The 23489-nt window shown below is 73.5% G+C and carries 18 protein-coding genes and 1 other RNA gene; 16 read left to right on the top strand and 3 right to left on the bottom strand.

Annotation, left to right across the window (positions count from 1 at the left end; genetic code table 11):
• Positions 1-68: 68 nt before the first annotated feature.
• Together HFV08_RS00185 and HFV08_RS00190 are read right to left on the bottom strand one after the other, a co-directional pair.
• The gene (locus tag HFV08_RS00185) at positions 69-3533 is read right to left on the bottom strand and encodes an FHA domain-containing protein (protein ID WP_168534668.1); all 3465 of its coding nucleotides are present in this window, start codon (positions 3531-3533) and stop codon (positions 69-71) included.
• A 482-nt stretch (positions 3534-4015) separates the two neighbouring features.
• Positions 4016-4300: a hypothetical protein gene (locus HFV08_RS00190; protein WP_040249311.1), complete on the bottom strand. Its 285-nt coding sequence runs from the start codon at positions 4298-4300 to the stop codon at positions 4016-4018.
• A 270-nt stretch (positions 4301-4570) separates the two neighbouring features.
• On the opposite strand from HFV08_RS00190, the gene HFV08_RS00195 reads away from it, so the two are divergent.
• From HFV08_RS00195 to HFV08_RS00210, 4 genes are all read left to right on the top strand, one after another.
• Positions 4571-6211: a serine/threonine-protein kinase gene (locus HFV08_RS00195; protein ID WP_168534669.1), complete on the top strand. Its 1641-nt coding sequence runs from the start codon at positions 4571-4573 to the stop codon at positions 6209-6211.
• Between the two features lie 230 nt (positions 6212-6441).
• Entirely contained in the window at positions 6442-7740 is a 1299-nt protein-coding gene (locus HFV08_RS00200) for a serine/threonine-protein kinase (protein ID WP_168534670.1), read from the top strand.
• 89 nt (positions 7741-7829) lie between these two features.
• A complete protein-coding gene (gene prfB / locus HFV08_RS00205) occupies positions 7830-8939 on the top strand; it encodes a peptide chain release factor 2 (RefSeq protein ID WP_168534671.1) in 1110 nt (369 codons plus the stop codon).
• A 308-nt stretch (positions 8940-9247) separates the two neighbouring features.
• Entirely contained in the window at positions 9248-9856 is a 609-nt protein-coding gene (locus HFV08_RS00210) for an LPXTG cell wall anchor domain-containing protein (RefSeq protein ID WP_168534672.1), read from the top strand.
• 274 nt (positions 9857-10130) lie between these two features.
• Here the strand turns inward: HFV08_RS00210 and HFV08_RS00215 are convergent, their stop codons facing one another.
• Positions 10131-10322: a hypothetical protein gene (locus HFV08_RS00215; RefSeq protein ID WP_168534673.1), complete on the bottom strand. Its 192-nt coding sequence runs from the start codon at positions 10320-10322 to the stop codon at positions 10131-10133.
• Between the two features lie 302 nt (positions 10323-10624).
• Between HFV08_RS00215 and ftsE the strand changes: the two genes are divergently transcribed.
• From ftsE to HFV08_RS00275, 12 genes are all read left to right on the top strand, one after another.
• Positions 10625-11314 carry a cell division ATP-binding protein FtsE gene (gene ftsE / locus HFV08_RS00220; RefSeq protein WP_040249277.1) on the top strand — a complete coding sequence of 230 codons (690 nt, stop codon included), beginning with the start codon at positions 10625-10627 and terminating at the stop codon, positions 11312-11314.
• Between the two features lie 61 nt (positions 11315-11375).
• Positions 11376-12293: a permease-like cell division protein FtsX gene (gene ftsX, locus HFV08_RS00225; protein WP_168534674.1), complete on the top strand. Its 918-nt coding sequence runs from the start codon at positions 11376-11378 to the stop codon at positions 12291-12293.
• 67 nt (positions 12294-12360) lie between these two features.
• Positions 12361-13545: a S41 family peptidase gene (locus HFV08_RS00230; protein ID WP_168534675.1), complete on the top strand. Its 1185-nt coding sequence runs from the start codon at positions 12361-12363 to the stop codon at positions 13543-13545.
• A gap of 18 nt (positions 13546-13563) precedes the next feature.
• Entirely contained in the window at positions 13564-14043 is a 480-nt protein-coding gene (gene smpB / locus HFV08_RS00235) for an SsrA-binding protein SmpB (protein ID WP_040249271.1), read from the top strand.
• 180 nt (positions 14044-14223) lie between these two features.
• Positions 14224-14593, top strand: a transfer-messenger RNA (tmRNA) gene (gene ssrA, locus HFV08_RS00240).
• A gap of 172 nt (positions 14594-14765) precedes the next feature.
• Positions 14766-15257: an NUDIX hydrolase gene (locus HFV08_RS00245; protein ID WP_168534676.1), complete on the top strand. Its 492-nt coding sequence runs from the start codon at positions 14766-14768 to the stop codon at positions 15255-15257.
• A gap of 122 nt (positions 15258-15379) precedes the next feature.
• Positions 15380-15934: a class IV adenylate cyclase gene (locus HFV08_RS00250; protein ID WP_168534677.1), complete on the top strand. Its 555-nt coding sequence runs from the start codon at positions 15380-15382 to the stop codon at positions 15932-15934.
• Positions 15935-16331: 397 nt separating this feature from the next.
• Complete coding sequence (locus HFV08_RS00255) at positions 16332-17033, top strand: hypothetical protein (RefSeq protein ID WP_168534678.1); 702 nt, start codon at positions 16332-16334, stop codon at positions 17031-17033.
• Positions 17030-19204 (top strand): bifunctional polysaccharide deacetylase/glycosyltransferase family 2 protein, encoded by a 2175-nt coding sequence (locus tag HFV08_RS00260; RefSeq protein ID WP_168534679.1) that lies wholly within the window; start codon positions 17030-17032, stop codon positions 19202-19204. The genes HFV08_RS00255 and HFV08_RS00260 overlap by 4 nt, the downstream gene beginning before the upstream one ends.
• A complete protein-coding gene (locus tag HFV08_RS00265) occupies positions 19201-20631 on the top strand; it encodes an acyltransferase family protein (RefSeq protein WP_168534680.1) in 1431 nt (476 codons plus the stop codon). The genes HFV08_RS00260 and HFV08_RS00265 overlap by 4 nt, the downstream gene beginning before the upstream one ends.
• Before the next feature lie 114 nt (positions 20632-20745).
• Complete coding sequence (locus HFV08_RS00270) at positions 20746-22134, top strand: nitrate/nitrite transporter (RefSeq protein ID WP_168534681.1); 1389 nt, start codon at positions 20746-20748, stop codon at positions 22132-22134.
• 155 nt (positions 22135-22289) lie between these two features.
• Positions 22290-23429 carry a uroporphyrinogen-III synthase gene (locus HFV08_RS00275; RefSeq protein WP_168534682.1) on the top strand — a complete coding sequence of 380 codons (1140 nt, stop codon included), beginning with the start codon at positions 22290-22292 and terminating at the stop codon, positions 23427-23429.
• Positions 23430-23489: the final 60 nt, after the last annotated feature.

A 23489-nucleotide genomic window follows, 5' to 3' on the forward strand; every position in this document is an offset into this window, starting at 1 on the left:
CCCCGGGCCCGCGCGCGGGGCCCCGCGGCGGCCCGCGCGCACCCCTCGTCCCGGGCGGGCACCCGCCCTCACAGCAGCGAGGGCACCGGCCGCACCTGCACCGAACGGGCCGCCCGCTCCAGGGCGCTGGCCAGCAGGGCGAGATCGGTGGGGCCGTTGCCCAGCTCGCGCACCGGGCGCCGGGCGGGCGGATCGCCCATCCGCTCCCACTCCAGGGGGACCACGGTGGGCCGCAGGGTCGCGGTGCGCGGGATCCGCCCGGTGACCCGGCCCGCCTGGAGGGGGGTGGTCCGGCCGTCCGGGCCGTGCAGCCGCCCGCGTCCCGGCGCCGGGTCCTCGGGTCCCGGCGCGGGGGCGTCCAGGCTCAGCCGCAGCGCCGCACCCGCGGCCGGGGCCCAGCCGGAGAGGCGTTCGCCGCCGGAGGCCACCAGATGCACCCCGAGCCGCTCCCCCTCCCGGGCCACGGCCTCCAGGGCGCGTATCACCGAGCCCGCCGCGGGCCGCCCCAGCGAGCCGAGCGGCGGGGCGAGCAGCGCGTCCACGTCGTCGACCAGGACGACCAGCCGGGGCAGCGGCGCCGCCTGCTCGCCCTCGGCCGCGCGCGGGGCGGGCCGCAGCCGCAGGGTCGTACTGGGCGGCCCGTCGACCTCACCCGCCGCGGGCACGGCCCGGCCGCCCTCACCGCCCTCGCTCCGCCGGGCCCCGGGGACGCGGGGCCCGGCGGGCGGCTCCACGGTGCCGGTGCCCGCCGGTGCCCGGCCCTGCTCCCGGGCGCCGGACTCGGGGCCGCGGCGCGCGGGCGCCGCCGGCGCGTGCTTGCGGCCGCCGTGCCAGTGGGCGAAGCCGTTCAGGCCGAGCAGCCCGGCCCGGCGCTTGAGCTCCGCGGTCAGCGCCTGCGCGAACTCCCGCATCCGTACCGGGTCGTTGGCGGTGAGATGGGTCGTGACATGCGGCAGGTCGGTACAGACCCGCAGCCCCTCGCCGACGGCCGGACCCGCGGTGCCGTCCCGCCCGTCCACCAGGACCATCGCCAGCCGGTCGGGGCGCTCCGCCGCGGCCAGCGAGGCGGCCACCGCCCGCAGCACCTCGCTGCGCCCGCTGCCCGCGGGCCCCTCCACCACGGCGTGCGGCCCCTCGGCGACCAGATCCATCGGTACGGGTCCGCGCGGCCCCGCGCCGAGCACCGCGAGCGCCCGGCCGCCCGGACAGGAGGTGTCGTCCGCCGCGGCCGCCCAACGTGCCATCAGCGAAGCCGGGGTGGCCCGGGCGAGCCCCAACTCGTCGAGGAGCCGCGCCACTTGGGGCAGGGGTGCGGAGATCCGCGCGGTGGAGCCGCCGGAGCCCTCGGTGCGCAGCGGGGCGAGCGCCCGCGCGAAGCGGTCCGCCCAGGCCGCCGAGACCGCGTCCAGGGTGCCGGGCAGCCCCTGCCCGGCGGCCCCGGCGCGGCCCGTGTCGCGCGGCGCCGGGTGCAGCAGGCGCAGGGCGGTGGCCACCTCGCCGGTCAGCAGCGCGGCGGCCCCGCAGGCGCGGAAGGCCGGGGAGGCGGTGCAGGCGCTCTCGTACGTCTCGTGCAGCGGGGAGGCGGCCGAGGCGGGCGGGGTGGTGGCCAGGCACAGGACATGGATCCCGGCGAGCGCGCCCTGCGCGGCGAGCCGGGTCACCGCCTCGCGCAGCGCCACGGAACCGGGGTCCCCGTCGACCACGACGACGGTGGCGGCGAGGGCGCTCGGGGCGGGGGAGAGGCCGGATCCGCCGGGGGCGGTGCCGGGGCCGGTCGCACCGGGGGAGTGCGCGGCGGAAAAGGGGCCGGTGCCGGGGCCGTGCGCGTCGGGAGAGGAGGCGGTGCCCGGGCCGTTCGCGGTGGCCGCGTATCCGTCCGGGAGGTGTCCCGCGGCGTCGTCGGCGGCCGGGCGGGGCGGCTGGGGAGCGGTGTGCCCGGCGAGCAGGTCGTCGAGCCTGCGCAGCAGTTCACCGGTACGGGCGGTGGCCTGCTCGCGGTCGAAGGCGAGCAGCAGGCGGCAGTCCTGGCCGTGCGCCGGGCGCAGATGCGGCAGCCAGCCCAGCCAGGCCCAGTCGGCGAGATGGGCGGCCGTGCCGCGCGCCCGGTCCGTGCTCAGCAGGACGATCTGCAGGTCCTCCGGGGCGTGCAGCGCCGCGAGTTGGGCGAGCACCGCGCGGGCCAGCCCGGTGACCCGCTCGCGGGGGCCCGCGAGCCCCAGCGAACCCGCCTCGCGCAGGCTCAGCGTCACCGGCACCGGATGGCGGCCGCCCGGCGCCTCGCCGAGGCCGAGCCGGACGGTCAGCGCCTGCGGATGCTCCGGGTCCCGCTCCCACAGGCGCGGTCCGGGGCCGAGCGCGGTCAGCAGCAGCGCGGCCGGGTCGGGACAGGGCTCCGGACCGGCGGGCCCCGGCGGCGGGCCCTCCTCGAAGGCGTGGTCGCGGGCGGCGGGTTCGGCGGCCGGGGGCTCCTGCGGACCGCCGCCCCCGGCGAACCGCCGCGCCCAGCCCGCGAGCCCCCGGCGGCGTACGCCCCGGGGCACGGGGGTATCGCGCCGGTCGCCCTCAGCGCCGGGCGGACCGCCCTGATAGGGCACCGTGTGCGTACTGTCCGGGCCCGGTTCGTCCCAGGCGGAGTCGCCGTACCCGTGCCCGGTCGGGGCGGTGCCCGGCCCGGGGGGCGGGGGAGCGGCGTGCCCGGCGCCCCGGCCGTCCTCGCCGGGGGTACGCGCCTGCGGAACCCGGGGTGCGGAGCCGTCGGTGCGGGGCGTCCCCGCCCGCGGCCCCCACGGCTCGGGGTCGGCCGGGCCGGTTCCCGCGGAGCCGGGTCCCGCCGGTGGGAACTCCGACGCCCCGGACCCCGACTCCCCCCGCGGGCGCGGGAGTCGGGTGCCGCGGTCCTCGGGCAGGCGCAGATGGCCCTCGCCGTCCGCCGCGGTGCCGAGGACGGGGCCGCCGTCGCCCGCGGGCGTGAGCCGCAGCGCGGACTCGCCGAGGCGCAGCAGCCCGCCGGGTGCCAGCGGGACGGGGTCGGGGCCGACCGGCCGCCCGTCCAGGAGGGTGCCGTTGGTGGAGCCGAGGTCGGTGGCGGTGACGCTGCCGTCCTCGGCGACGGTGACCGCGCAGTGCAGCCGGGAGACGTCCGGGTCGTCCAGGGGTACGTCCGCCTCCGCGCTGCGGCCGACCAGGATCTGCCCGCCGTGCAGCAGGTGCACCCCGCCCGCGTCCGGGCCCGCCACCACGTGGAGTTGGGCCGCCCCGGCCGCGAGGTCGGGCCCCGCCTCGCCCACCGAGCCGAGACAGAGCACCGCCCCGTCGGTCAGCGGGGGTTCGCCGAGCACGCTGCGCCCGCTGTCCAGGCGCTGCCCGCCCGCGTAGAGGACCGGCTGCCCCTCACCGCCGCCGATCGCGGCCGCGAGCGCCGGGGCCACCGCCGCGAGCGCGGTACCGGCGGGGGCGGTGACCAGCACATCGCTCGCCCGCTCGGGAACCTGCGGTACGGGCCCCGGCCCGAGGACGGTCAGCCGGATCTGCATGGATGCGGCGGTCCCTTCTGCGCGGGCGCCCGGCACGGGGACGCGGCGAACTCCCCCGACGCGCCGGGCACGTGGGCCAGTACAGAGGAGCATCCTCGCACCCGCCACCGACAACACGCCCGCCGGGCGACCAGGAATGATCATGAATGGCCGGGTCCGTGCGCACAAGAGGCCGGTCCCGACCGTCTCACCCCTCGGCCCGGAGGCCCCGGGAACCCGGCCCGGTCTCCGGCAACCGCCACGGGCCGTACGGACGTCTTCCGTGACGCGGGGTTTTCCACGGGTTCCGCGGCGGCGGCCGTGCGGGAGAGCGGCCGTAGGAGAGGGTGCGGCCGTACGGGACGGCGGACGTACGCGGCGGACGTACGAGAAAAGGAGAGGCAGGTGCCGTGCCACCGGCGGACGGCGTCCCGCCGGAAGCGGACGTCCTCCCGGAGACAGGTGTCCGAGCGGTCCGGGCGGTTCGAGTGGGCCCGGTGGACCTAGCGGTCCGAGCCGAAGAGGAAGTCCCGGTCGGCGCGGCCGTTGATCTCGGCGATGACGAGGTGGTGCCGGTGGACTCCGTAGCGCAGGGAGAGGTCGCCGTTGATGAAGGCGCGGCGGGCGTCGGGTCCCTCGGGGGCGGTGCCCTTGTCCGGGTACGGGTCCTTCTCCAGCAGGCCGACGGCCATGTCGACCAGCGCCCGGTCCTGCGGGGAGAGCCCCTGGTACTCGGCGCGGGCCTCGACGGAGAACACATGCGTGTAGCCGGGGGCGGTGGCGGTCATGCCCGCGATCGTACGTGAGGCGCCCCGCGCGGGGTCCGCAGCGCCCGCGGCGGTGGCCCGGGGACGCCGCTCACCTGCACAGGTGTCATGGCCACCCCCTTCGCGGGTACGTTCGACGCGCGGCGGCGCCCCACTACAGTGGGCGCGAGGACCCCGGACCCTCCGGGGAGCCGACGAGAGACCCGGCTCAGGCACCACCCAGACCTCAGGCACCACCCAGATCAGCACCACCCAGATCACACGGACCCGGACCAGCAGGGAGCGCATGACGTGCGGCCGGTAGGCAGCAAGTACATCCTGGAGGAGCCGCTCGGCCGCGGCGCCACCGGCACCGTATGGCGGGCCTCCCAGCGGGAGACCGCGGGATCCGAAGCGGCCGTGCAGGGGCGGCCCGGCGAGACCGTGGCCATCAAGGTCCTCAAGGAGGAGCTGGCGGGCGACGCGGACGTGGTGATGCGCTTCCTGCGCGAGCGTTCGGTGCTCATGCGGCTCACCCACGAGAACATCGTGCGGGTGCGCGACCTGGTCGTGGAGGGCGATCTGCTCGCCCTGGTCATGGACCTGATCGAGGGCCCCGATCTGCACCGCTATCTGCGGCAGAACGGCCCCTTCAGCCCGGTCGCCGCCGCCCTGGTGACCGCGCAGATCGCCGACGCCCTCGCCGCCAGCCACGCCGACGGCGTCGTGCACCGCGACCTCAAGCCCGCGAACGTCCTGCTGAAGCAGCAGGACGGCGAGATGCATCCGATGCTGACCGACTTCGGCATCGCCCGCCTCGCCGACTCCCCAGGCCTGACCCGCACCCACGAGTTCGTCGGCACCCCCGCCTATGTCGCCCCCGAGTCCGCCGAGGGCCGGCCGCAGACGTCCGCCGTGGACATCTACGGCGCGGGCATCCTGCTCTACGAGCTGCTCACCGGGCGCCCGCCCTTCTCCGGGGAGTCCGCCCTGGAGGTGCTGCACCAGCACATCAGCGCCGAGCCCCGGCGGCCCTCGACGGTGCCGGAGCCGCTGTGGACGGTGGTCGAGCGCTGCCTGCGCAAGGACCCGGACCAGCGGCCCAGCGCCGAGAACCTCGCGCGGGCGCTGCGGGTGGTCGCCCAGGGCGTCGGCGTGCACGCCTCCTCGGCGCAGATCGCCGCCGCGGAGAACGTCGCGGGCCTGCTCGCCCCCGACCCCGCCCCGACCGCCGTGCACGAGGTGCCCGGCGCGGCCGACCCCACCCAGGTCCTCGACCGCCCCGGCGGCGCCCACGACCCCGAGGCGGCCACCAGCGTGCTGCCGCACACCGGGGGCTCCCCCGGCCGGGACGGCGGGCAGGGCGGCGGCGACGCGACCGCGGTGCTGCCGCCGGTGCCACCCGGCCAGGGCTCCGAGCCGGAGGGCCCGCACCCCTGGCAGAACCAGCTGCGCGCCGCCCGCGACCGCAACGAGCAGACCCAGTACCTCGACCCGGGCCAGGACCCGCTGCGCCGCCGCCCGCAGCGCCAGGTGGCCCGGCCGCAGCAGCAGCAGCCCCGGCAGCCGCAACAGCAGCAGCCCCGCCCGCAGCAGCGGCGCTCCACGCCCCAGCCGGAGCAGTACGCCCCCCAGCAGCAGCGCTACGCCCCGCAGCCGGTGCAGCCCCAGCCGCAGCACTACGCGCCGCCCCAGCAGCCGGCCGCCCCGCAGCAGCCGCGCGAGCGCCGGCGCAGCGCCAACCCGGCCCGGATCCCCGGTCTCGGCTGCCTCAAGGGGTGCCTGATCACCCTGGTGGTGCTCTTCGTCGCGGGCTGGCTGGTGTGGGAGCTGAGCCCGCTGCAGGACTGGATCGGTACGTCCAAGGGCTACTGGGACCAGATCAGCGACCTGTTCTCCAAGGTCTCCGGACTCCTCGACGACCTCGGCGGGTCCGGGGGCGGCGGCAACTGACGTACGGCACAGGGCGGGTGGCGGACCTCGGTGTCCGCCACCCGCCCTCCGCGTTCCCCCGACACCCCCAACACCCCTCCTATTCAGCCGACTTGTCGACATCCAGCGGGTGATTTCCCGCGGGGATGCGCGGCTTGGCTCTCGGGGCGCGTAGTTTTGTCGACCGTGGGGTTCCGGGAGGCGTCCTTCCGGAGAGGTGAAGCCGCCAGCCCGCGTCGGTAGGAGCAGCCTTGGCACGGAAAATCGGCAGCCGGTACACCGCGAACCAGATCCTGGGCCGCGGCAGCGCCGGCACGGTGTGGCTGGGCGAGGGGCCCGAGGGCCCGGTCGCCATCAAGACGCTGCGCGAGGACCTCGCCTGCGACCAGGAGCTGGTCGGCAGGTTCGTCCAGGAGCGCACGGCCCTGCTCAGCCTCGACCACCCGCGGGTGGTCGGCGTGCACGAGCTGGTCGTCGACGGGCACGACCTCGCCCTGGTGATGGACCTCGTCCGCGGTACGGACCTGCGGACCCGCCTGGAGCGGGAGCGCAGGCTCGCCCCCGAGGCGGCCGTCGCGATCACCGCGGACGTCGCGGAGGCGCTCGCCGCCGCGCACGCCGCCCAGATCGTGCACCGCGACGTCAAGCCGGAGAACATCCTGCTCGACATGCAGGGCCCGCTCGGACCGGGCGGCTCGCACCCCGCGCTGCTCACCGACTTCGGGGTCGCCAAGCTCATCGACTCCACCCGGCGCGCCCAGCCGCAGGGCCCCGCCGCCCCGGGCAGGCCGGGCGCCAAGAAGATCATCGGCACCCCCGACTACCTCGCCCCGGAGATTGTCGAGGGCCTGCCGCCGCGCGCCTCGGTCGACATCTACGCCCTCGCCACGGTCCTGTACGAACTCCTCGCCGGGTTCACCCCCTTCGGCGGCGGGCACCCGGGCGCGATCCTGCGCCGCCATGTCACCGAGACCGTGGTGCCGCTGCCGGGCATCCCCGAGGAGCTGTGGCAGCTGATCGTGCAGTGCCTGGCCAAGGCCCCGGCCTCCCGGCTGCGCGCCGGTGAGCTCGCGGCCCGGCTGCGGGAGCAGCTGCCGCTGCTGCGCGGCATGCCGCCGCTGGACGTGGACGAGCCCGAGTCCGCGGACCCGGAGACCGCCGAACACCCCGACGCCTCCGGCGGCACCGCCGAGGGCGCCCCGGAGACCACCGCCGGCCGCCGCCTCGCGGTGCACCGGGGTGCGGTGCCCCTGGTGCCGGGCGCGGCCCCCGACTCCAACCGGGACACCCACACCAGCATGCGGGTGCCCGCCCCGGACGAGCTGGCCGGAGGCGCGCTCGGCACCGCCCGCGCCCCCCGCGCCACGGGCGCGCCCCGCCCCGGCTCGGCCCGCAACCGGGCGGCCGCCCGCAGGCGCCGCCTCACGCTCAGCGCGGCCGGGGTGGTGCTCGCCGCCGCGGTGGGCGTCGGCGCCTGGGTGGCGGGTTCCGGCGACGACTCCGATCCCCAGCAGGAGGAGACCGGCAGCTCGGCCCCGGCCGGTCCCTGAGCGGCCGGGAGCCGGTCCCGGTGCGGGCCGTCCCCGGCCCCCGTCCCGGGGCGGGGAGCATCGCTTGCGACAGCCGTTAGGCTGGAGTCGTGGCAGTCGTCGATGTATCCGAAGAGCTCAAGTCCCTCTCCTCGACCATGGAGTCGATCGAGGCCGTATTGGACCTCGACAGGCTGAGGGCCGACATCGCCGTCCTGGAGGAGCAGGCGGCGGCGCCGTCGCTGTGGGACGACCCGGAGGCGGCGCAGAAGATCACCAGCAAGCTCAGCCACCTCCAGGCCGAGGTCCGCAAGGCGGAGGCGCTGCGCTCCCGCATCGACGACCTCGAGGTCCTCTTCGAGCTCGCCGAGGCCGAGGACGACCCGGACACCCAGGCCGAGGCCGAGGGCGAGCTGGCCGCGGTGAAGAAGGCGCTGGACGAGATGGAGGTCCGCACCCTGCTGTCCGGGGAGTACGACTCCCGGGAGGCGCTGGTCAACATCCGCGCCGAGGCGGGCGGTGTGGACGCGGCCGACTTCGCCGAGCAGCTGCAGCGCATGTACCTGCGCTGGGCGGAGCGGCACGGCTACAAGACCGAGGTGTACGAGACCTCCTACGCCGAAGAGGCCGGGATCAAGTCGACCACCTTCGCCGTCCAGGTGCCGTACGCCTACGGCACCCTCTCCGTGGAGCAGGGCACCCACCGCCTGGTGCGGATCTCGCCCTTCGACAACCAGGGCCGCCGCCAGACCTCCTTCGCGGGCGTCGAGGTGCTGCCGGTGGTCGAGCAGACCGACCACATCGACATCGACGAGTCCGAACTGCGGGTGGACGTCTACCGCTCCTCGGGCCCCGGCGGTCAGGGCGTCAACACCACCGACTCCGCGGTCCGCCTGACGCACATCCCGACCGGCATCGTCGTCTCCTGCCAGAACGAGCGCTCGCAGATCCAGAACAAGGCGACCGCGATGAACGTCCTCCAGGCCAAGCTGCTCGAACGCCGCCGCCAGGAGGAGCAGGCCAAGATGGACGCGCTCAAGGGCGACGGCGGCAACTCCTGGGGAAACCAGATGCGTTCGTACGTCCTGCACCCGTACCAGATGGTCAAGGACCTGCGCACCGACTTCGAGGTGGGCAATCCGCAGTCCGTGCTCGACGGTGAGATCGACGGCTTCCTGGAGGCCGGAATTCGCTGGCGCAAGCAGCAGGAGAACCAGTAACGCCCCACCGGAGCGCGGAAGTTGCGCGTCCGGAGCTTTGTCGACAAGGCAACTGCCCTCCCAAAGAGGACAGTTGCCTTGTTTCTTGCGGTATTCGTCACAGTCCTGTGGAGAGTTCGCGGGCAACAGCACCTAAGTCGGACATCGCGGTCGCAACGGCCTTGACGGTGTTCACACCGCTGGGAAAGGGTGACGCGCGGCATGCGTAACTCTGGGGCGGGTGGGAACAGGCGGGCCAGTTCAGCCTCTTCGAGACCGTGACCCGGGCGCTGCTCCACTGACGAATAGCTACTGGGGGTAGCAAGCAGATGACCAAGAAGACGCGGATCCGCATCGCGCGCGTCGCCGCCGGTGCGGTGATCGCGGCCGGTGCCTCGCTGTCCGCCGCCGGTGTCGCCTCGGCGAGCGACGGTACGGCCCAGGACTGCGGTCTGCTCGGCGGGATCTTCGGCTGCGAGGAGGGTGACGAGCCGGGCGACGAGCCCACCGAGATCCCCACCGAGCCCACCGACGACCCGACGGAGCCCACCGAGGTCCCGACCGAGCCGACGGACGAGCCCACCGAGCCGACCGACGAGCCGACCGAGCCCACGGACGAGCCGACCGAGCCGACCGAGGAGCCGACCGAGCCCACGGACGAGCCCTCCGACCCGACCGGCGAGCCCACCTCGGAGCCGAGCGAGCCCGGCAACGACACCGACCCCGACGGCGGTTCGATCCCCGACGACCAGGGCAAGGACGACCTGACCGACACCGGCTCCAAGCCGGTCGAGCAGGGCAAGCCCGACGGAGAGCTGGCCGAGACCGGTGCCGCCGAGAACACCACCTACCTGGTGATCGGCGCCGCCACCATGATCGCCGGTGGCGTGGGCTTCCGCCTGCTGCCCCGTCTGGTCGGCGGCCGCAACGCCGCCTGAGTCCCGCGGGGCCCGAGGGTCCGCAGCGCGTGACGACACCACGAAGGCCCGGAGCCACCGCTCCGGGCCTTTCGTGTGCGTGGAGGCCCTGCGTGCGAGCTGTGCGTGGGGCGGCGCCGGTACGTGCGCATCGCCTGCCGTGACGCCGCGGACACGGAAGGTTCCGTGCGGCTGCGGGCAGTTCCCCACGGTCGGCGAGCGGTTCCGTACAGCCGGTGGGCAGTTCCGTACATTCGGTGAACAGTTCCGTACGGCTGCGGGCGGTTCCGTACGGTCAGGCGGTCTGGTGGGCCACCAGTGCCACCGCCGTGATCAGTATCGCGAGCAGGGCTATCAGCATCATCGGGTTGAGCCCGGCGAAGGGGCCCTGCTGCTGCATGCGCGCGCGGCTGGCCCGGCAGACCGGGCAGCGGCCCTCGCTCACCGGTGCCGCGCAGTTCGCGCACACCAGTCGGTCGTAGGTCATGCGCACTCCTCCTCCCGCACGGCGGGCCCTGTTCACCGGGGGCCGGGGCCCTGATGGCGGTGGTTCTGCAGGGGCACAACGCCCGGGGAACCGCATCCGTTCCCCTTCCCACTGTGCCAGCTCCGGCGGATTTCGGCGCGGTCCGCAGCTTCTTGCCCCGTTTCGCCCGTTCCGCGCGCCTGGAGTGGTGACAAAACACGCAAGGCATGCCCAAGTCGGGCCGTGGACTGCGCGCGTACACCGCTGTCGCGTATGGTCACGCTCACCTACCCCCGACGCCCCAAAAGCTCCGAGGCGCACCCGTGATCCGTTTCGACAACGTCTCCAAGGTCTACCCCAAACAGAACCGCCCCGCACTCAGGGAAGTCTCCCTGGAGGTCGAGCGCGGCGAGTTCGTGTTCCTGGTGGGTTCCTCCGGTTCCGGGAAGTCGACCTTCCTGCGGCTGATCCTGCGCGAGGAGCGCACCAGCCACGGCCAGGTCCACGTCCTCGGCAAGGACCTGGCCCGGCTGTCCAACTGGAAGGTGCCGCACATGCGCCGCCAGCTCGGCACCGTCTTCCAGGACTTCCGGCTGCTGCCGAACAAGACCGTCGCGGAGAACGTCGCCTTCGCCCAGGAGGTCATCGGCAAGTCCCGGGGCGAGATCCGCAAGTCGGTGCCGCAGGTGCTCGACCTGGTGGGCCTCGGCGGCAAGGAGGACCGGATGCCCGGCGAGCTGTCCGGCGGTGAGCAGCAGCGTGTGGCCATCGCCCGCGCCTTCGTCAACCGCCCCAAGCTGCTGATCGCCGACGAGCCGACCGGCAACCTCGACCCGCAGACCTCCGTGGGCATCATGAAGCTGCTCGACCGCATCAACCGCACCGGCACCACCGTGGTGATGGCCACCCACGACCAGAACATCGTGGACCAGATGCGCAAGCGCGTGATCGAGCTGGAGAAGGGCCGTCTCGTACGCGACCAGGCGCGCGGTGTCTACGGATACCAGCACTGAGCCGGCCGCGGTGCACACCGGAGTCGAGCAGATGATCCACGGAAAGGCCTGAAACCCCGCCATGCGCGCACAGTTCGTCCTGTCGGAGATCGGCGTCGGTCTCCGCCGCAATCTCACGATGACCTTCGCGGTCGTGGTCTCCGTGGCCCTCTCGCTCGCCCTGTTCGGCGGCTCGCTGCTGATGCGCGACCAGGTGAGCACCATGAAGGGCTACTGGTACGACAAGGTCAACGTCTCCATCTTCCTGTGCAACAAGGGCGATGCCGAGTCGGACGCCAACTGCGCCAAGGGCGCCGTCACCAGCGAGCAGAAGAAGCAGATCGAGACCGATCTGCAGAAGATGCCGGTGGTCGACAAGGTCATCTACGAGTCCAGCGACGAGGCCTACAAGCACTACAAGGAGCAGTTCGGCGACTCCCCGCTGGCCAGTTCGCTGACCCCGGACCAGATGCAGGAGTCCTTCCGCGTCAAGCTCAAGGACCCGCAGAAATACGCGGTGATCGCCACCGCCTTCGACGGCCGGGACGGCGTGCAGTCGGTGCAGGACCAGAAGAGCGTCCTGGACAACCTCTTCGAACTGCTCAACGGCATGAACTGGGCGGCGATCATGGTGATGCTGCTCATGCTGGTGGTCGCGCTGATGCTGATCGTCAACACGGTGCGGGTCTCCGCCTTCAGCAGACGGCGGGAGACCGGCATCATGCGGCTCGTCGGCGCCTCCAGCTTCTACATCCAGGCGCCGTTCATCATGGAGGCCGCCGTCGCCGGGCTCATCGGCGCGGGCGTGGCCTGCCTGATGCTCGTGGTGGGCCGCTACTTCATCATCGACAACGGCCTCGCCCTCTCCGAGAAGCTGAATCTCATCAACTTCATCGGCTGGGACGCGGTCCTGTCCAAGCTGCCGCTCGTCCTCGCGATCGGCCTGCTGATGCCCGCTCTTGCGGCCTTCTTCGCGTTGCGCAAGTACCTCAAGGTGTGAGACATCCCCACCCGCCCAAGTCCGCAACCACCCCTGCCGAGGACCGGGTTGTCCTAGACTCACCGCCATGTCGGGTCCGGATACCAGCTTCGAGCTCCGCCGCTTGCGCCGCGGGGCCGCCCTGACACTGGTCTTCGCGGGAGTGCTCGCGGCGGGTGCCGCGGGCGGAGCCTTCGGCGGGGACCGCGCTCCGGGCGAGAGGGCCGCGGCCCCGGTGGGCTCCTCACCGGCCGCGCACAAGCAGGACGTACAGGACGTGAACGAGGCGGCGGCCGAGGCGCTGGCCGACGGCAAGTCGGCCGCGGAGGCCGCCCGCCGCGAGGTCAGCCGCAGCGGCGACCGCTGGGGCGCGGTCTACTCCCCGCACGAGTACGAGGAGTTCGCCCAGTCCCTGGACGGCGAGTACACCGGGGTCGGGCTGCGCGCCAGACGCGGCGACGACGGCGGCATCGAGGTCTCCCGGGTCCAGAAGGGCGGCCCCGCGGACCGCGCCGGGATACGGCGCGGCGACCGGCTGCACAGCATCGACGGCAAGCGAGTCGAGGACCGCCCGGTGACCGAGGTGGTGGCGCTGCTGCGCGGCGACGCCGAGCAGGCCCGCGCCGGCAGCCCCGTCGAACTGGGCCTCAGCCGCGAGGGCCGCGACTGGCGGCAGACGGTACGCAGGGCCGTCCTGCGCACCAGCCCGGTCACCGTGGAGCGGCCGCGCCCCGAGGGCCCGGTCCGGATCAAGGTGGACTCCTTCACCAAGGGCGCCGGGGAGCGGGTGCGCGAGGCGGTGCTGAGCGCCCCCGAGGGCGCCGGGGTCCTGCTCGACCTGCGCGGCAACTCCGGCGGTCTGGTCGTCGAGGCCACCCGGGCCGCCTCCGCCTTCCTGGACGGCGGCCTGGTCGCCACCTACGACGTGGACGGCAGCCAGCGCGCCCTGCACGCGGAGCCCGGCGGCGACACCCGCAGGCCGGTGGTCGCCCTGGTCGACGGCGGCACCATGAGCGCGGCCGAGCTGCTCACCGGGGCGCTCCAGGACCGCGGCCGGGCCGTGGTCGTCGGCGAGCGGACCTTCGGCAAGGGCTCGGTGCAGATGCCGAGCGAGCTGCCGGACGGCTCGGTGGCCGAACTGACCGTGGGCCACTACCGCACCCCCGCGGGCCACCGCCTCGACAACCGCGGCATCACCCCGGACCTGGAGGTCGGGGAGAAGGCCGCCCAGCGGGCCGAGTCGGTATTGAGTGGCCTCGGGGGCCCCTCCTAGTGCGAAAATGGGCGCACTATGGCTAAGGAAAAAGGGCGCAAGCTGATCGCGCAGCACAAGAAGGCGCGGCACGACTACCTCATCCTCGACACCTACGAGGCCGGTCTGGCCCTCACCGGCACCGAGGTGAAGTCGCTGCGCCAGGGGCGGGCCTCGCTGGTCGACGGCTTCGTACAGCTCGACGACAACGAGGCCTGGCTGCACAACGTGCACATCCCCGAGTACAGCCAGGGCACCTGGACCAACCACAGCGCCCGCCGCAAGCGCAAGCTGCTGCTGCACCGCGTGGAGATCGACAAGCTGGCCGCGAAGTCCCAGGAGAGCGGGCACACCATCGTGCCGCTGGCGCTCTACTTCAAGGACGGCCGCGCCAAGATCGAGATCGCGCTGGCCAAGGGCAAGAAGGAGTACGACAAGCGGCAGACCCTGCGCGAGAAGCAGGACCGCCGCGAGACCGAGCGCGCCATGTCGGCGGTCCGCCGCAAGCAGCGGGCCTGAGCGGGGCCGTGCCGGAGCGGGGCGGCCCCGGGGCGGCCGGGCCCGGCGGCGGCGCCGGGGCGTGCGGCCCGGGCGGGGGAATACGCTGGCCCCCGCCCTCGTTGGTCACGTACGATGGCTACTGCCCGCTCGGACAGGGGCGGCCTCTCGGTGAAGAGGCGGAGCTTTTCAACTCAACATGGGGATGATCGGTTTCGACAGCGGATGTCGAGGCAGGGGAAGCGAGTCGAGGAAGCGGCCATGATCTCGTAAACCACAGGCCGAAAAAAATAATCGCCAATACCAAGCGCGATTCCTTCGCCCTCGCTGCCTAAGTAGCGACTTGCGAAGTGTCAGCCCGGGGGTGTTCCCGACCCGGATCCTGGCATCAGCTAGGGAACTAAACCTCTAGGCCCGGTCACGGGGCGTAGGGGGAAATCACACAGTGGCTGAGCCCGTCGGAGACTTGTTCGCGTGATCTCCGGGGCCGAGAAAATCACAGCGAACTGCACTCGGAGAAGCCCTGGTTCCGCACCGTTGGACGCGGGTTCGATTCCCGCCATCTCCACCACCCCATGGAGCCCCTGGCCTGCCCGCTTTCGCGGCAGACCGGGGGCTTTGGTGTTGCTGCTTCCGCTTTTGCCGCACAGCGGCTGGGGAGCGTGGCCAAGGACAACGGCTGACCCCCGGGGAATCACATTCTGTAAAATTCCGGTACCTGTCTGCGTTTCCCGAGGATCGGTATGACCCAGAACCTGCCCACCGAACCGACCCCGTTCGTCCACCCCGACGGTCGCCACCGTCTGGTCGTGGGCGTACACCTGATCCTGCAGCGGAACGACCGAGTGCTCCTCGGCCTCCGGCAGGGCACTGGCTGGCGGGACGGTCACTACCACGTACCGGCCGGACATCTGGAGTCCGGGGAAACCGCGACCGCAGGTGCCGTACGCGAGGCTGCCGAGGAGCTCGGCCTCGCGCTGCGCGAGGCCGACCTGGAGCTCGTCCATACCGTGCACCACCACAGCGGCTCGGTGGACGACCCCAGGATCCAGCTGTTCTTCCGGGTACGGCACTGGCAGGGGGAACCGGTGAACCGGGAGCCCGAGCTGTGCGCCGACCTGTCCTGGTTCCCGCTCGACCAACTCCCGGAGCCGATGGTCGACTACACGGCCGTGGCCCTCGCGCGGTTCCGGCGGGGCCTGACGTACTCCAACGTCGGCTGGCCCGCCTCCTGACGGAAGGGTTCGCCAGGACCTACGGGTGGACCAAGTGCGCGTTGACGGCCCGGGCCCTGTGCGCCAGCTCCTGCATCTCGACGACCCGCACCGGCGCGGCCCACTGAATCGGAGACAAGCGCGTGAAGAACGAGTACGAGGCCACGTTCATCAACATCGATGCGTCCGCGCTCAAGCGGCAACTCGCCGCCCGTGGGGCCACCCAGGCAGTCCCCCGTACCCTCCAGACCCGAATGATCTTCGACAGCGACCGCCTGCCCCAGGGTGCCTGGCTGCGGTTGCGCGACGAGGGGCGGCGCACCACGCTCACGCTGAAGCAGGTCACCGACTCCACCACCATCGAGGGCACCAAGGAGATCGAGACGGAGGTCTCCGACCTGGACGCGACGGCGGAGCTGTTGCGGACGATCGGCCTCAACCAGGTGCGCTACCAGGAGAACTACCGGGAGGAATGGCGCCTGGACGGGGTGGTCTACGACTTCGACACCTGGCCGGACCTGCCCGAGATGCTGGAGATCGAAGGGCCTGGCGAGGAGGCGGTCAGGAGGGCGACTGCCGACCTGGGGCTGGACTTCGGCGACGCCCGCTTCGGTTCCGTGGACGAGATCTACCGGAGCGAGCTGGGGCGGGACATCCTCGCCGAGACGACCCTGCTCTTCGGCGCCTCGTCTTCCTGACGGCGTCTCGGTGGACGACTCCACGGGCCGCGGACACGAGTCCGTGTGCACCGACTTCGCCGGTCCCGCGGATTGTTCTGTTCTGGCCGAGCCCGCCTGACTCGTCTCGCAGTGCGGGCAGGTTCCGACCGTAAATGGCCGACTCTGCGCATTTCCGTGTGCTCCTGGCGGAAAACAAGAGCCAGATCCGGCCAGTGTCCATTCATGGACGCCCCGTCCCCGTCGGGTGGTGGTTCCGTGAAGAGGCGGGTGGGGTTCCGGTGCGCTACATTCGTGGCCCGGGTGCAGTGCGGTAAGGGGGGCGCGCGGAGCGGGTGGGGGCCCGGTCCGGTGCCGAAGTGCCCGGCTTCTGCGTTCGCGCACCTTGCTTGAGTCCCGTGGGGGGATGTGCGTGCACATGAACATCTGGCGTGAAGACGCCCAACCCGGTCATACCCATGACCCCAACGAGGTCACCGTCCAACTGGACGGCGCGGGCCGGCAGTTGGCCGAACTCCTGGACCGCGGGGAGCGTCCCGCGCCGGACACCCCGGTGTTCGTGGACGAGACGGGCCGCCGGGGCCGCACCTACCGCACCCTCGGTGTGCTGGTCGGCCTCGCCTGCGCCGGGTACGCGGCCGTCATCGCGGTGACCCTGTTCTCCGGCAACGCCGGTGCCCCCTGGCTGCCGCTGGACGGACCGCCGGAGGGCAGGCCCGCGGGCAAGGTCGAGCCCTCCCAGGTGCCCGCGGGGCAGGAGGCCGTCCCCGGGGGCAGCACCGCCCCCGCCGCGGACCCGGCCGGGGAGCCCGGCACCGATCCGTCCACCGGTACCTCGGCGGACCCCGGCGCCGACCCCTCCGCCACCCCGGACGCCGAGGGCCGCGAGCGCGCGGACCGGGCCGGCGGCCAGGACGAGCCCGCGCGGGGCGGCGCCGCGAGCACGCCGGGGCGCACGGGCGGCACCCCGGACTCCGGCCCCGAGCAGCCCGCCGGACCCGTGGGGCCCGCCGAGCCCTCCGGCCCCGGCACGGCCACCGCCGAACCGCCGCCCCCGGCGCCCTCCGCGGCGACCGGTGAGACGGTTCCGCTCACCCCCGCGGAGAGCCCCGCACCATGAGCCGAGGCCGCCGCGCCCGGGCGAGGACGCCCCGGCGCAAGCTCCCCCTGCGCTATCTGCTGCCCCTGGTCCTGCTGGTGGCGCTCTCCGCGATGCTGATGCTGCGCGGCTATGTGCACAGCGAGATCCTCGCCGACCACCGGGTGCGCCCGCCCGCGCCCACCGACCGGGTGCCGCAGAAGATCCTCGACGGCGGGCCGGTCATCGACACCCGCGGCGGCGGCGAGCAGAGCCTGCGGGTGCCGGACCGGCGCCTGGTGCTCACCTTCGACGACGGCCCGGACCCCGAGTGGACCCCCAAGGTCCTCGACGTGCTGCGCGAACACCACGCGCACGCCGTCTTCTTCGTCACCGGCACCATGACCTCGCGCCACCCCGAACTCGTACGCCGGATGGTCGCCGAGGGCCACGAGGTCGGGCTGCACACCTTCAACCACCCGGACCTCTCCTACCAGTCCACCGACCGCATCGACCGGGAGCTCTCGCAGAGCCAGCTGGCGCTCTCGGGCGCGGCGGGCATCAGGACCTCGCTCTTCCGGCCGCCGTACTCCTCCTTCGCCGACGCCATGGACAACCGGTCCTGGCCGGTGACCCGGTACGTGGGCAGCCGCGGCTACCTGACCGTGGTCAACGACACCGACAGCGAGGACTGGCGGCGGCCCGGCGTGGACGAGATCATCCGCCGGGCCACCCCCGAGGGCACCGGGGGCGCCCTGGTCCTGATGCACGACTCCGGCGGCGACCGCGCGCAGACGGTGGCCGCGCTCGACCGCTTCCTGCCCGAACTCCAGGCCCGCGGCTACCGGTTCGACAATCTCACCGACGCGCTCGGCGCGCCCAGCGCGCACACCCCGGTCACCGGGCTCGGCCTGTGGAAGGGCAAGGCGTGGATCTGGGCGGTGACCGCCTCCGACTCCGTCACCGGTGTGCTCGTGGTCTGCCTCGCGGTGATCGGGGTGCTGGTCCTCGGGCGGTTCGCGCTGATGCTGCTGCTCTCCGGGGCGCACGCCCGCCGGGTGCGGCGGCGCGGCTTCTCCTGGGGGCCGCCGGTCACCGCGCCGGTCTCGGTGCTGGTGCCCGCGTACAACGAGGCCAAGTGCATCGAGAACACGGTCCGTTCGCTGATGGCGGGGGACCACCCGATCGAGGTGATCGTCGTCGACGACGGCTCCACGGACGGGACCGCGCGCCTGGTCGAGGAGATGCGGCTGCCCGGGGTGCGGGTCATCCGCCAGCACAACGGCGGCAAGCCCGCGGCCCTCAACCGCGGGCTCGCCAACGCCCGCCACGAGCTGGTCGTGATGATGGACGGCGACACCGTCTTCGAACCCTCCACGGTCCGCGAACTGGTGCAGCCCTTCGCCGATCCCCGGGTCGGCGCCGTCGCCGGGAACGCCAAGGTCGGCAACCGCGACTCGCTGATCGGCGCCTGGCAGCACATCGAGTACGTGATGGGCTTCAACCTCGACCGGCGGATGTACGACGTGCTGCGCTGCATGCCCACCATCCCCGGCGCGGTCGGCGCCTTCCGCCGGGGCGCCCTGGAGCGGGTCGGCGGCATGAGCGACGACACCCTCGCCGAGGACACCGACGTCACCATGGCCCTGCACCGCGACGGCTGGCGGGTGGTCTACGCGGAGAACGCCCGCGCCTGGACCGAGGCCCCGGAGACCGTGCAGCAGCTGTGGTCCCAGCGCTACCGCTGGTCGTACGGCACCATGCAGGCCATCTGGAAGCACCGCCGCGCCGTCGTCGAGCGCGGACCCTCCGGGCGCTTCGGCCGCATCGGACTGCCGCTCGTCTCCCTGTTCATGGTCCTCGCGCCGCTGCTCGCCCCGCTCATCGACGTCTTCCTGCTGTACGGGCTCGTCTTCGGGCCCACCGGCAGGACCGTGCTCGCCTGGTGCGGGGTGCTCGCCGTCCAACTGGTCTGCGCCGCCTACGCCTTCCGGCTCGACAAGGAACGCATGACCCACCTTCTCTCGCTGCCCCTCCAGCAACTCCTGTACCGGCAGCTGATGTACGTGGTCCTGCTCCAGTCCTGGATCACCGCGCTCACCGGCGGCCGGCTGCGCTGGCAGAAGCTGCGCCGCACCGGCGCGGTCGGCGCGGCCCCGGGCCTGATCCCGACGCCCCGCCCCGCCCCGCGCGAACGGAGGCCGGTGGGATGAGCACGACCCGCCCCGGGGCAGACCGCGCGGAGGCCACCGCCGCCGGACCCGCTCCCGGACCCGCCGCCGTACGCCCGCAGAGCGGACCGGGGAGACCGGGTGGACCGGAGTACCCGGCCTCCGCCGCGCCCGCGGGACCGCACACGGGACTGCATAAGGAACCGCCCGCGGAACCGACCGCGAACCCGCCCGCCGAGGCACCCCCGGCCCGCGACCGCTATCTCGACCTGCTGCGCTTCCTCGCCCTGGTCCGGGTGGTCGTCTACCACCTGCTCGGCTGGGGCTGGCTCTCGCTCGTCTTCCCCTCCATGGGCGTGATGTTCGCGCTCGCGGGCTCGCTGATGGCCCGCTCGCTGAAGCGCCCCGCGGCCGGGGTGGTCCGCGGGCGGCTGCGCAGACTGCTGCCGCCGCTGTGGGCCTTCAGCGCGCTCGCCCTGGCCATGCTCTTCACCAGCGGCTGGGACCCGGGTGAGGAGGAGGGCGCCTGGGGCTGGGCCAAGGTGCTCAACTACCTGGTGCCGCTGGGGGCGCCCCCGTACCCCTGGGAGAGCGGCAGCGAGGGCGGCTGGCTGGAGACCAGCTGGGCCGACCAGGCGGTGGGACCGCTCTGGTACCTGCGGGCCTACCTCTGGTTCGTGCTCGCCTCGCCTCTGCTCCTGTGGGCCTTCCGCCGCTTCCCCTGGCCGACCCTGCTCGCCCCGCTCGCGCTCACCGCGCTGCTCGCCACCCCCCTTGTCGAGATCCCCGGCGAGACCGGCAACGCGGTGGGCGACTTCGCGGTCTACGGCGGCTGCTGGCTGCTCGGCTTCGCGCACCACGAGGGGCTGCTCCGGGCGGTGCCGCGCTATCTGGCCGTCTCGCTGGCCTCCCTGGTGATGGCCTTCGGCCTGTGGTGGGCCTCCGGCCACCTCGGCCCGGACGGCTGGGACCTCAACGACATCCCGCTCGCCCAGGCCGCCTGGTCCTTCGGCTTCGTGGTGATCCTGCTCCAGTACGCGCCGTCCTGGCGGGAACTGCCGGGCAGGCTGGCCCGCTGGGACCGTCTGGTCACCCTCGCCAACAACCGGGCGGTGACGGTCTACCTCTGGCACAACCTGCTGATCATGGGCACCATCGTGCTCCTCGACCAGGCCTACGGACTGCCCTTCATGGACGAGCGGCTGTCCACCGCGCTGGATCGCACGTACACGCTGTGGATGCTCACCCTGATCTGGCCGCTGCTCGCGCTCGCGATCCTCGGCACCGGCTGGATCGAGGACCTCGCGGCCCGGCGGCGGCCCCGGCTGTGGCCCGACCGGCCGGAGCGCAGGGCCGGGCGCGGTGCGGGGCGGCGCGGCGGGGGCGGCGGACGCGGTGCCGGGCGGCGCGGCGGGCGGCGGCGCGGGCCGGGGGGACGGGGCCTCACGGCGCCGGGTCCGGGCCGGTGAGAGCAACGTTCCCCGCCGGTCACCGCGCGGGGCACAGCGCGGAAACCCCGCCTCCCTAGCTTCAGGGCCTCAGCAAGAGCGCGCCGCGCCCGCCGAGAAACCGGAGGCGAACAGATGACTGCCGCGAGCCCGAGCCCCGCCGCACCGAAGCGGCGGGCCAGCCGCTGGATCGACGAGTGGGACCCCGAGGACGAGCGCTTCTGGGAGGCCGGCGGCAAGCGCGTCGCCCACCGCAACCTCTTCTTCTCGGTGCTCTCGGAGCACATCGGCTTCTCGATCTGGACCCTGTGGTCGGTCCTGGTCCTCTTCATGGGCCCGGAGTACGGGATCGACCCGGCCGGGAAGTTCTTCCTGGTGTCGATGGCGACCCTGGTCGGCGCCTGCGCCCGGGTCCCGTACACCTTCGCGGTGGCCCGGTTCGGCGGCCGGAACTGGACGGTCTTCTCGGCCGCGCTGCTGCTGCTTCCCGCGCTGGCGGCCTTCTGGGTGATGGAGCCCGGCACCTCGTACACCACGTTCATGCTCTGCGCGATGCTCACCGGCATCGGCGGCGGCAACTTCGCCTCCTCGATGACCAACATCAACTCCTTCTTCCCGCTGCGGAAGAAGGGCTGGGCGCTCGGCCTGAACGCGGGCGGCGGCAACATCGGCGTCCCCGTGGTGCAGCTGATCGCCCTCACGGTGATCGGCGCCGGCGGCGGACCGCGGGTGCTGCTCGGCATCTACCTGCCGCTGATCCTGGCGGCCGTGGTGCTCTCCGCCCGGCACATGGACAACCTCTCCTCGGTGCGCAACGACACCGGCGCCGCCCGGGAGGCCGCCCGGGACCCGCACACCTGGATCATGTCGCTGCTCTACATCGGCTCCTTCGGTTCCTTCATCGGTTACAGCTTCGCCTTCGGCCTGGTGCTCCAGACCCAGTTCGGGCGCACCCCGCTCCAGGCCGCCTCGATCACCTTCGTCGGACCGCTGCTCGGCTCGCTGATCCGGCCGGTCGGCGGGCTCCTCGCGGACCGCTGGGGCGGCGCCCGCATCACCCTCGGCAACTTCGTCGCCATGGCCGCCGCGACCGGTGTGGTGGTGCTCGCCTCGGTCGAGGAGTCGCTGGCCCTCTTCACGGCCGCCTTCATCGCCCTGTTCGTCCTCACCGGGCTCGGCAACGGCTCCACGTACAAGATGATCCCCGGCATCTTCCAGGCCAAGGCGCGCGCCCGGGGGCTCACCGGCGAGGAGGCCGCGGCCTGGGCGCGGCGGCTCTCCGGGGCCTCGATGGGCCTGATCGGGGCGGTCGGCGCGCTCGGCGGACTCGGCATCAACCTCGCCTTCCGCCAGTCCTTCCAGACCGCGGGCACCGGCACCGGCGCCTTCGTGGCCTTCCTCGCCTTCTACGCCGTCTGTCTCCTTCTCACCTGGGCCGTATACCTTCGACGTCCGGCCCCGGCCGCCGTGCCCGCGGCGGCGGCCGGTGATACGAAGAAGCAGCTCGGTTACGCCGAGGTGTGACCCCGTCCGCGTAACACCGCGGACATCGGGCGGAACCGGGCCTGTCATGCCCCGTTGGCAGGCTCGGCCGCCCGAGGACGCGAGCGGCACCACGGGGGGCCGGGCGCCGTACAGCGGGCCGGTCACCATACGAACGGGACGAGCGGACGAGAGCCATGCACGAGAAGGAACACGGTCCCCTGGCGGGATTCACGGTCGGAGTGACCGCCGCCCGCCGGGCCGACGAGCTGATCGCCCTGCTCGAACGGCGCGGCGCGGCGGTCCTGCACGCCCCCGCCCTGCGTATCGTCCCGCTCGCCGACGACGGTGAACTCCTCGACGCCACCAAGGGGTTGATCGAGAGGGCGCCGGACATCGTGGTGGCCACCACCGCGATCGGCTTCCGCGGCTGGATCGAGGCCGCCGAGGGCTGGGGCGTGGGCACCGCCCTGCTCGACCGGCTCGGCACGGTGGAACTCCTCGCCCGCGGGCCCAAGGTGAAGGGCGCGATCCGGGCCGCCGGGCTCACCGAGCACTGGTCGCCCAGCTCGGAGTCGATGGCCGAGGTGCTGGACCGGCTGCTCGACGAGGGGGTCCAGGGGCGCCGGGTGGCGGTGCAGCTGCACGGCGAGCCGCTGCCCGGCTTCGTCGAGTCGCTGCGCGAGGCCGGGGCCGAGGTGGTCGGCGTCCCCGTCTACCGCTGGATGCCGCCGGAGGACATAGGGCCCGTGGACCGGCTGCTCGACACCGTGGTCGCCCGCGGCGTCGACGCCCTCACCTTCACCAGCGCGCCCGCCGCGGCCTCCCTGCTCTCCCGCGCCGAGGAGCGCGGGCGGCTGGCCGAGGTGCTCGACGCCCTCGGCCACGACGTCCTCGCGGCCTGCGTGGGACCGGTCACCGCCCTTCCGCTCCAGTCCCGGGGCATCGACACGGTGGCCCCCGAACGCTTCCGGCTCGGCCCGCTCGTCCAGGTGCTCTGCCAGGAACTCCCCTCCCGCGCACGGGTGTTGCCGATCGCGGGTCACCAGGTGGCGATCCGCGGCCACGCGGTCCTGGTGGACGGCGAGCTGCGGACCGTGCCGCCCGCCGGGATGGCCCTGCTGCGCGCGCTCGCCCGCCGCCCCGGCTGGGTCGTCTCGCGCGGCGAGCTGCTCAAGGCGCTGCCCGGCGCGGGCACCGACGAGCACGCGGTGGAGACCGCGATGGCCCGGCTGCGCACCTCGCTCGGCACCCCGAAGCTGATCCAGACGGTCGTCAAGCGCGGCTACCGGCTCGCCCTCGATCCGCACGCGGAGACCAAGTACGCGGGGGAGTAAGGCAGTTGGGTCCCGTGTCGGCGGCGGGCGGATACCGGGGGAATCGGCGCCGACGGGGTT

This window comes from Streptomyces physcomitrii, from assembly GCF_012273655.1.
Lineage (GTDB): Bacteria > Actinomycetota > Actinomycetes > Streptomycetales > Streptomycetaceae > Streptomyces > Streptomyces physcomitrii.

Bases quoted from the DNA above. Each gene is read 5' to 3' on its own strand.
- HFV08_RS00185 (WP_168534668.1), bottom strand. From the start codon at position 3,533: ATGCAGATCCGGCTGACCGTCCTCGGGCCGGGGCCCGTACCGCAGGTT.
- HFV08_RS00190 (WP_040249311.1), bottom strand. From the start codon at position 4,300: ATGACCGCCACCGCCCCCGGCTACACGCATGTGTTCTCCGTCGAGGCC.
- HFV08_RS00210 (WP_168534672.1), top strand. From the start codon at position 9,248: ATGACCAAGAAGACGCGGATCCGCATCGCGCGCGTCGCCGCCGGTGCG.
- HFV08_RS00215 (WP_168534673.1), bottom strand. From the start codon at position 10,322: ATGACCTACGACCGACTGGTGTGCGCGAACTGCGCGGCACCGGTGAGC.
- ftsX (WP_168534674.1), top strand. From the start codon at position 11,376: ATGCGCGCACAGTTCGTCCTGTCGGAGATCGGCGTCGGTCTCCGCCGC.
- HFV08_RS00230 (WP_168534675.1), top strand. From the start codon at position 12,361: ATGTCGGGTCCGGATACCAGCTTCGAGCTCCGCCGCTTGCGCCGCGGG.
- smpB (WP_040249271.1), top strand. From the start codon at position 13,564: ATGGCTAAGGAAAAAGGGCGCAAGCTGATCGCGCAGCACAAGAAGGCG.
- HFV08_RS00245 (WP_168534676.1), top strand. From the start codon at position 14,766: ATGACCCAGAACCTGCCCACCGAACCGACCCCGTTCGTCCACCCCGAC.
- HFV08_RS00255 (WP_168534678.1), top strand. From the start codon at position 16,332: ATGAACATCTGGCGTGAAGACGCCCAACCCGGTCATACCCATGACCCC.
- HFV08_RS00260 (WP_168534679.1), top strand. From the start codon at position 17,030: ATGAGCCGAGGCCGCCGCGCCCGGGCGAGGACGCCCCGGCGCAAGCTC.
- HFV08_RS00265 (WP_168534680.1), top strand. From the start codon at position 19,201: ATGAGCACGACCCGCCCCGGGGCAGACCGCGCGGAGGCCACCGCCGCC.
- HFV08_RS00270 (WP_168534681.1), top strand. From the start codon at position 20,746: ATGACTGCCGCGAGCCCGAGCCCCGCCGCACCGAAGCGGCGGGCCAGC.
- HFV08_RS00275 (WP_168534682.1), top strand. From the start codon at position 22,290: ATGCACGAGAAGGAACACGGTCCCCTGGCGGGATTCACGGTCGGAGTG.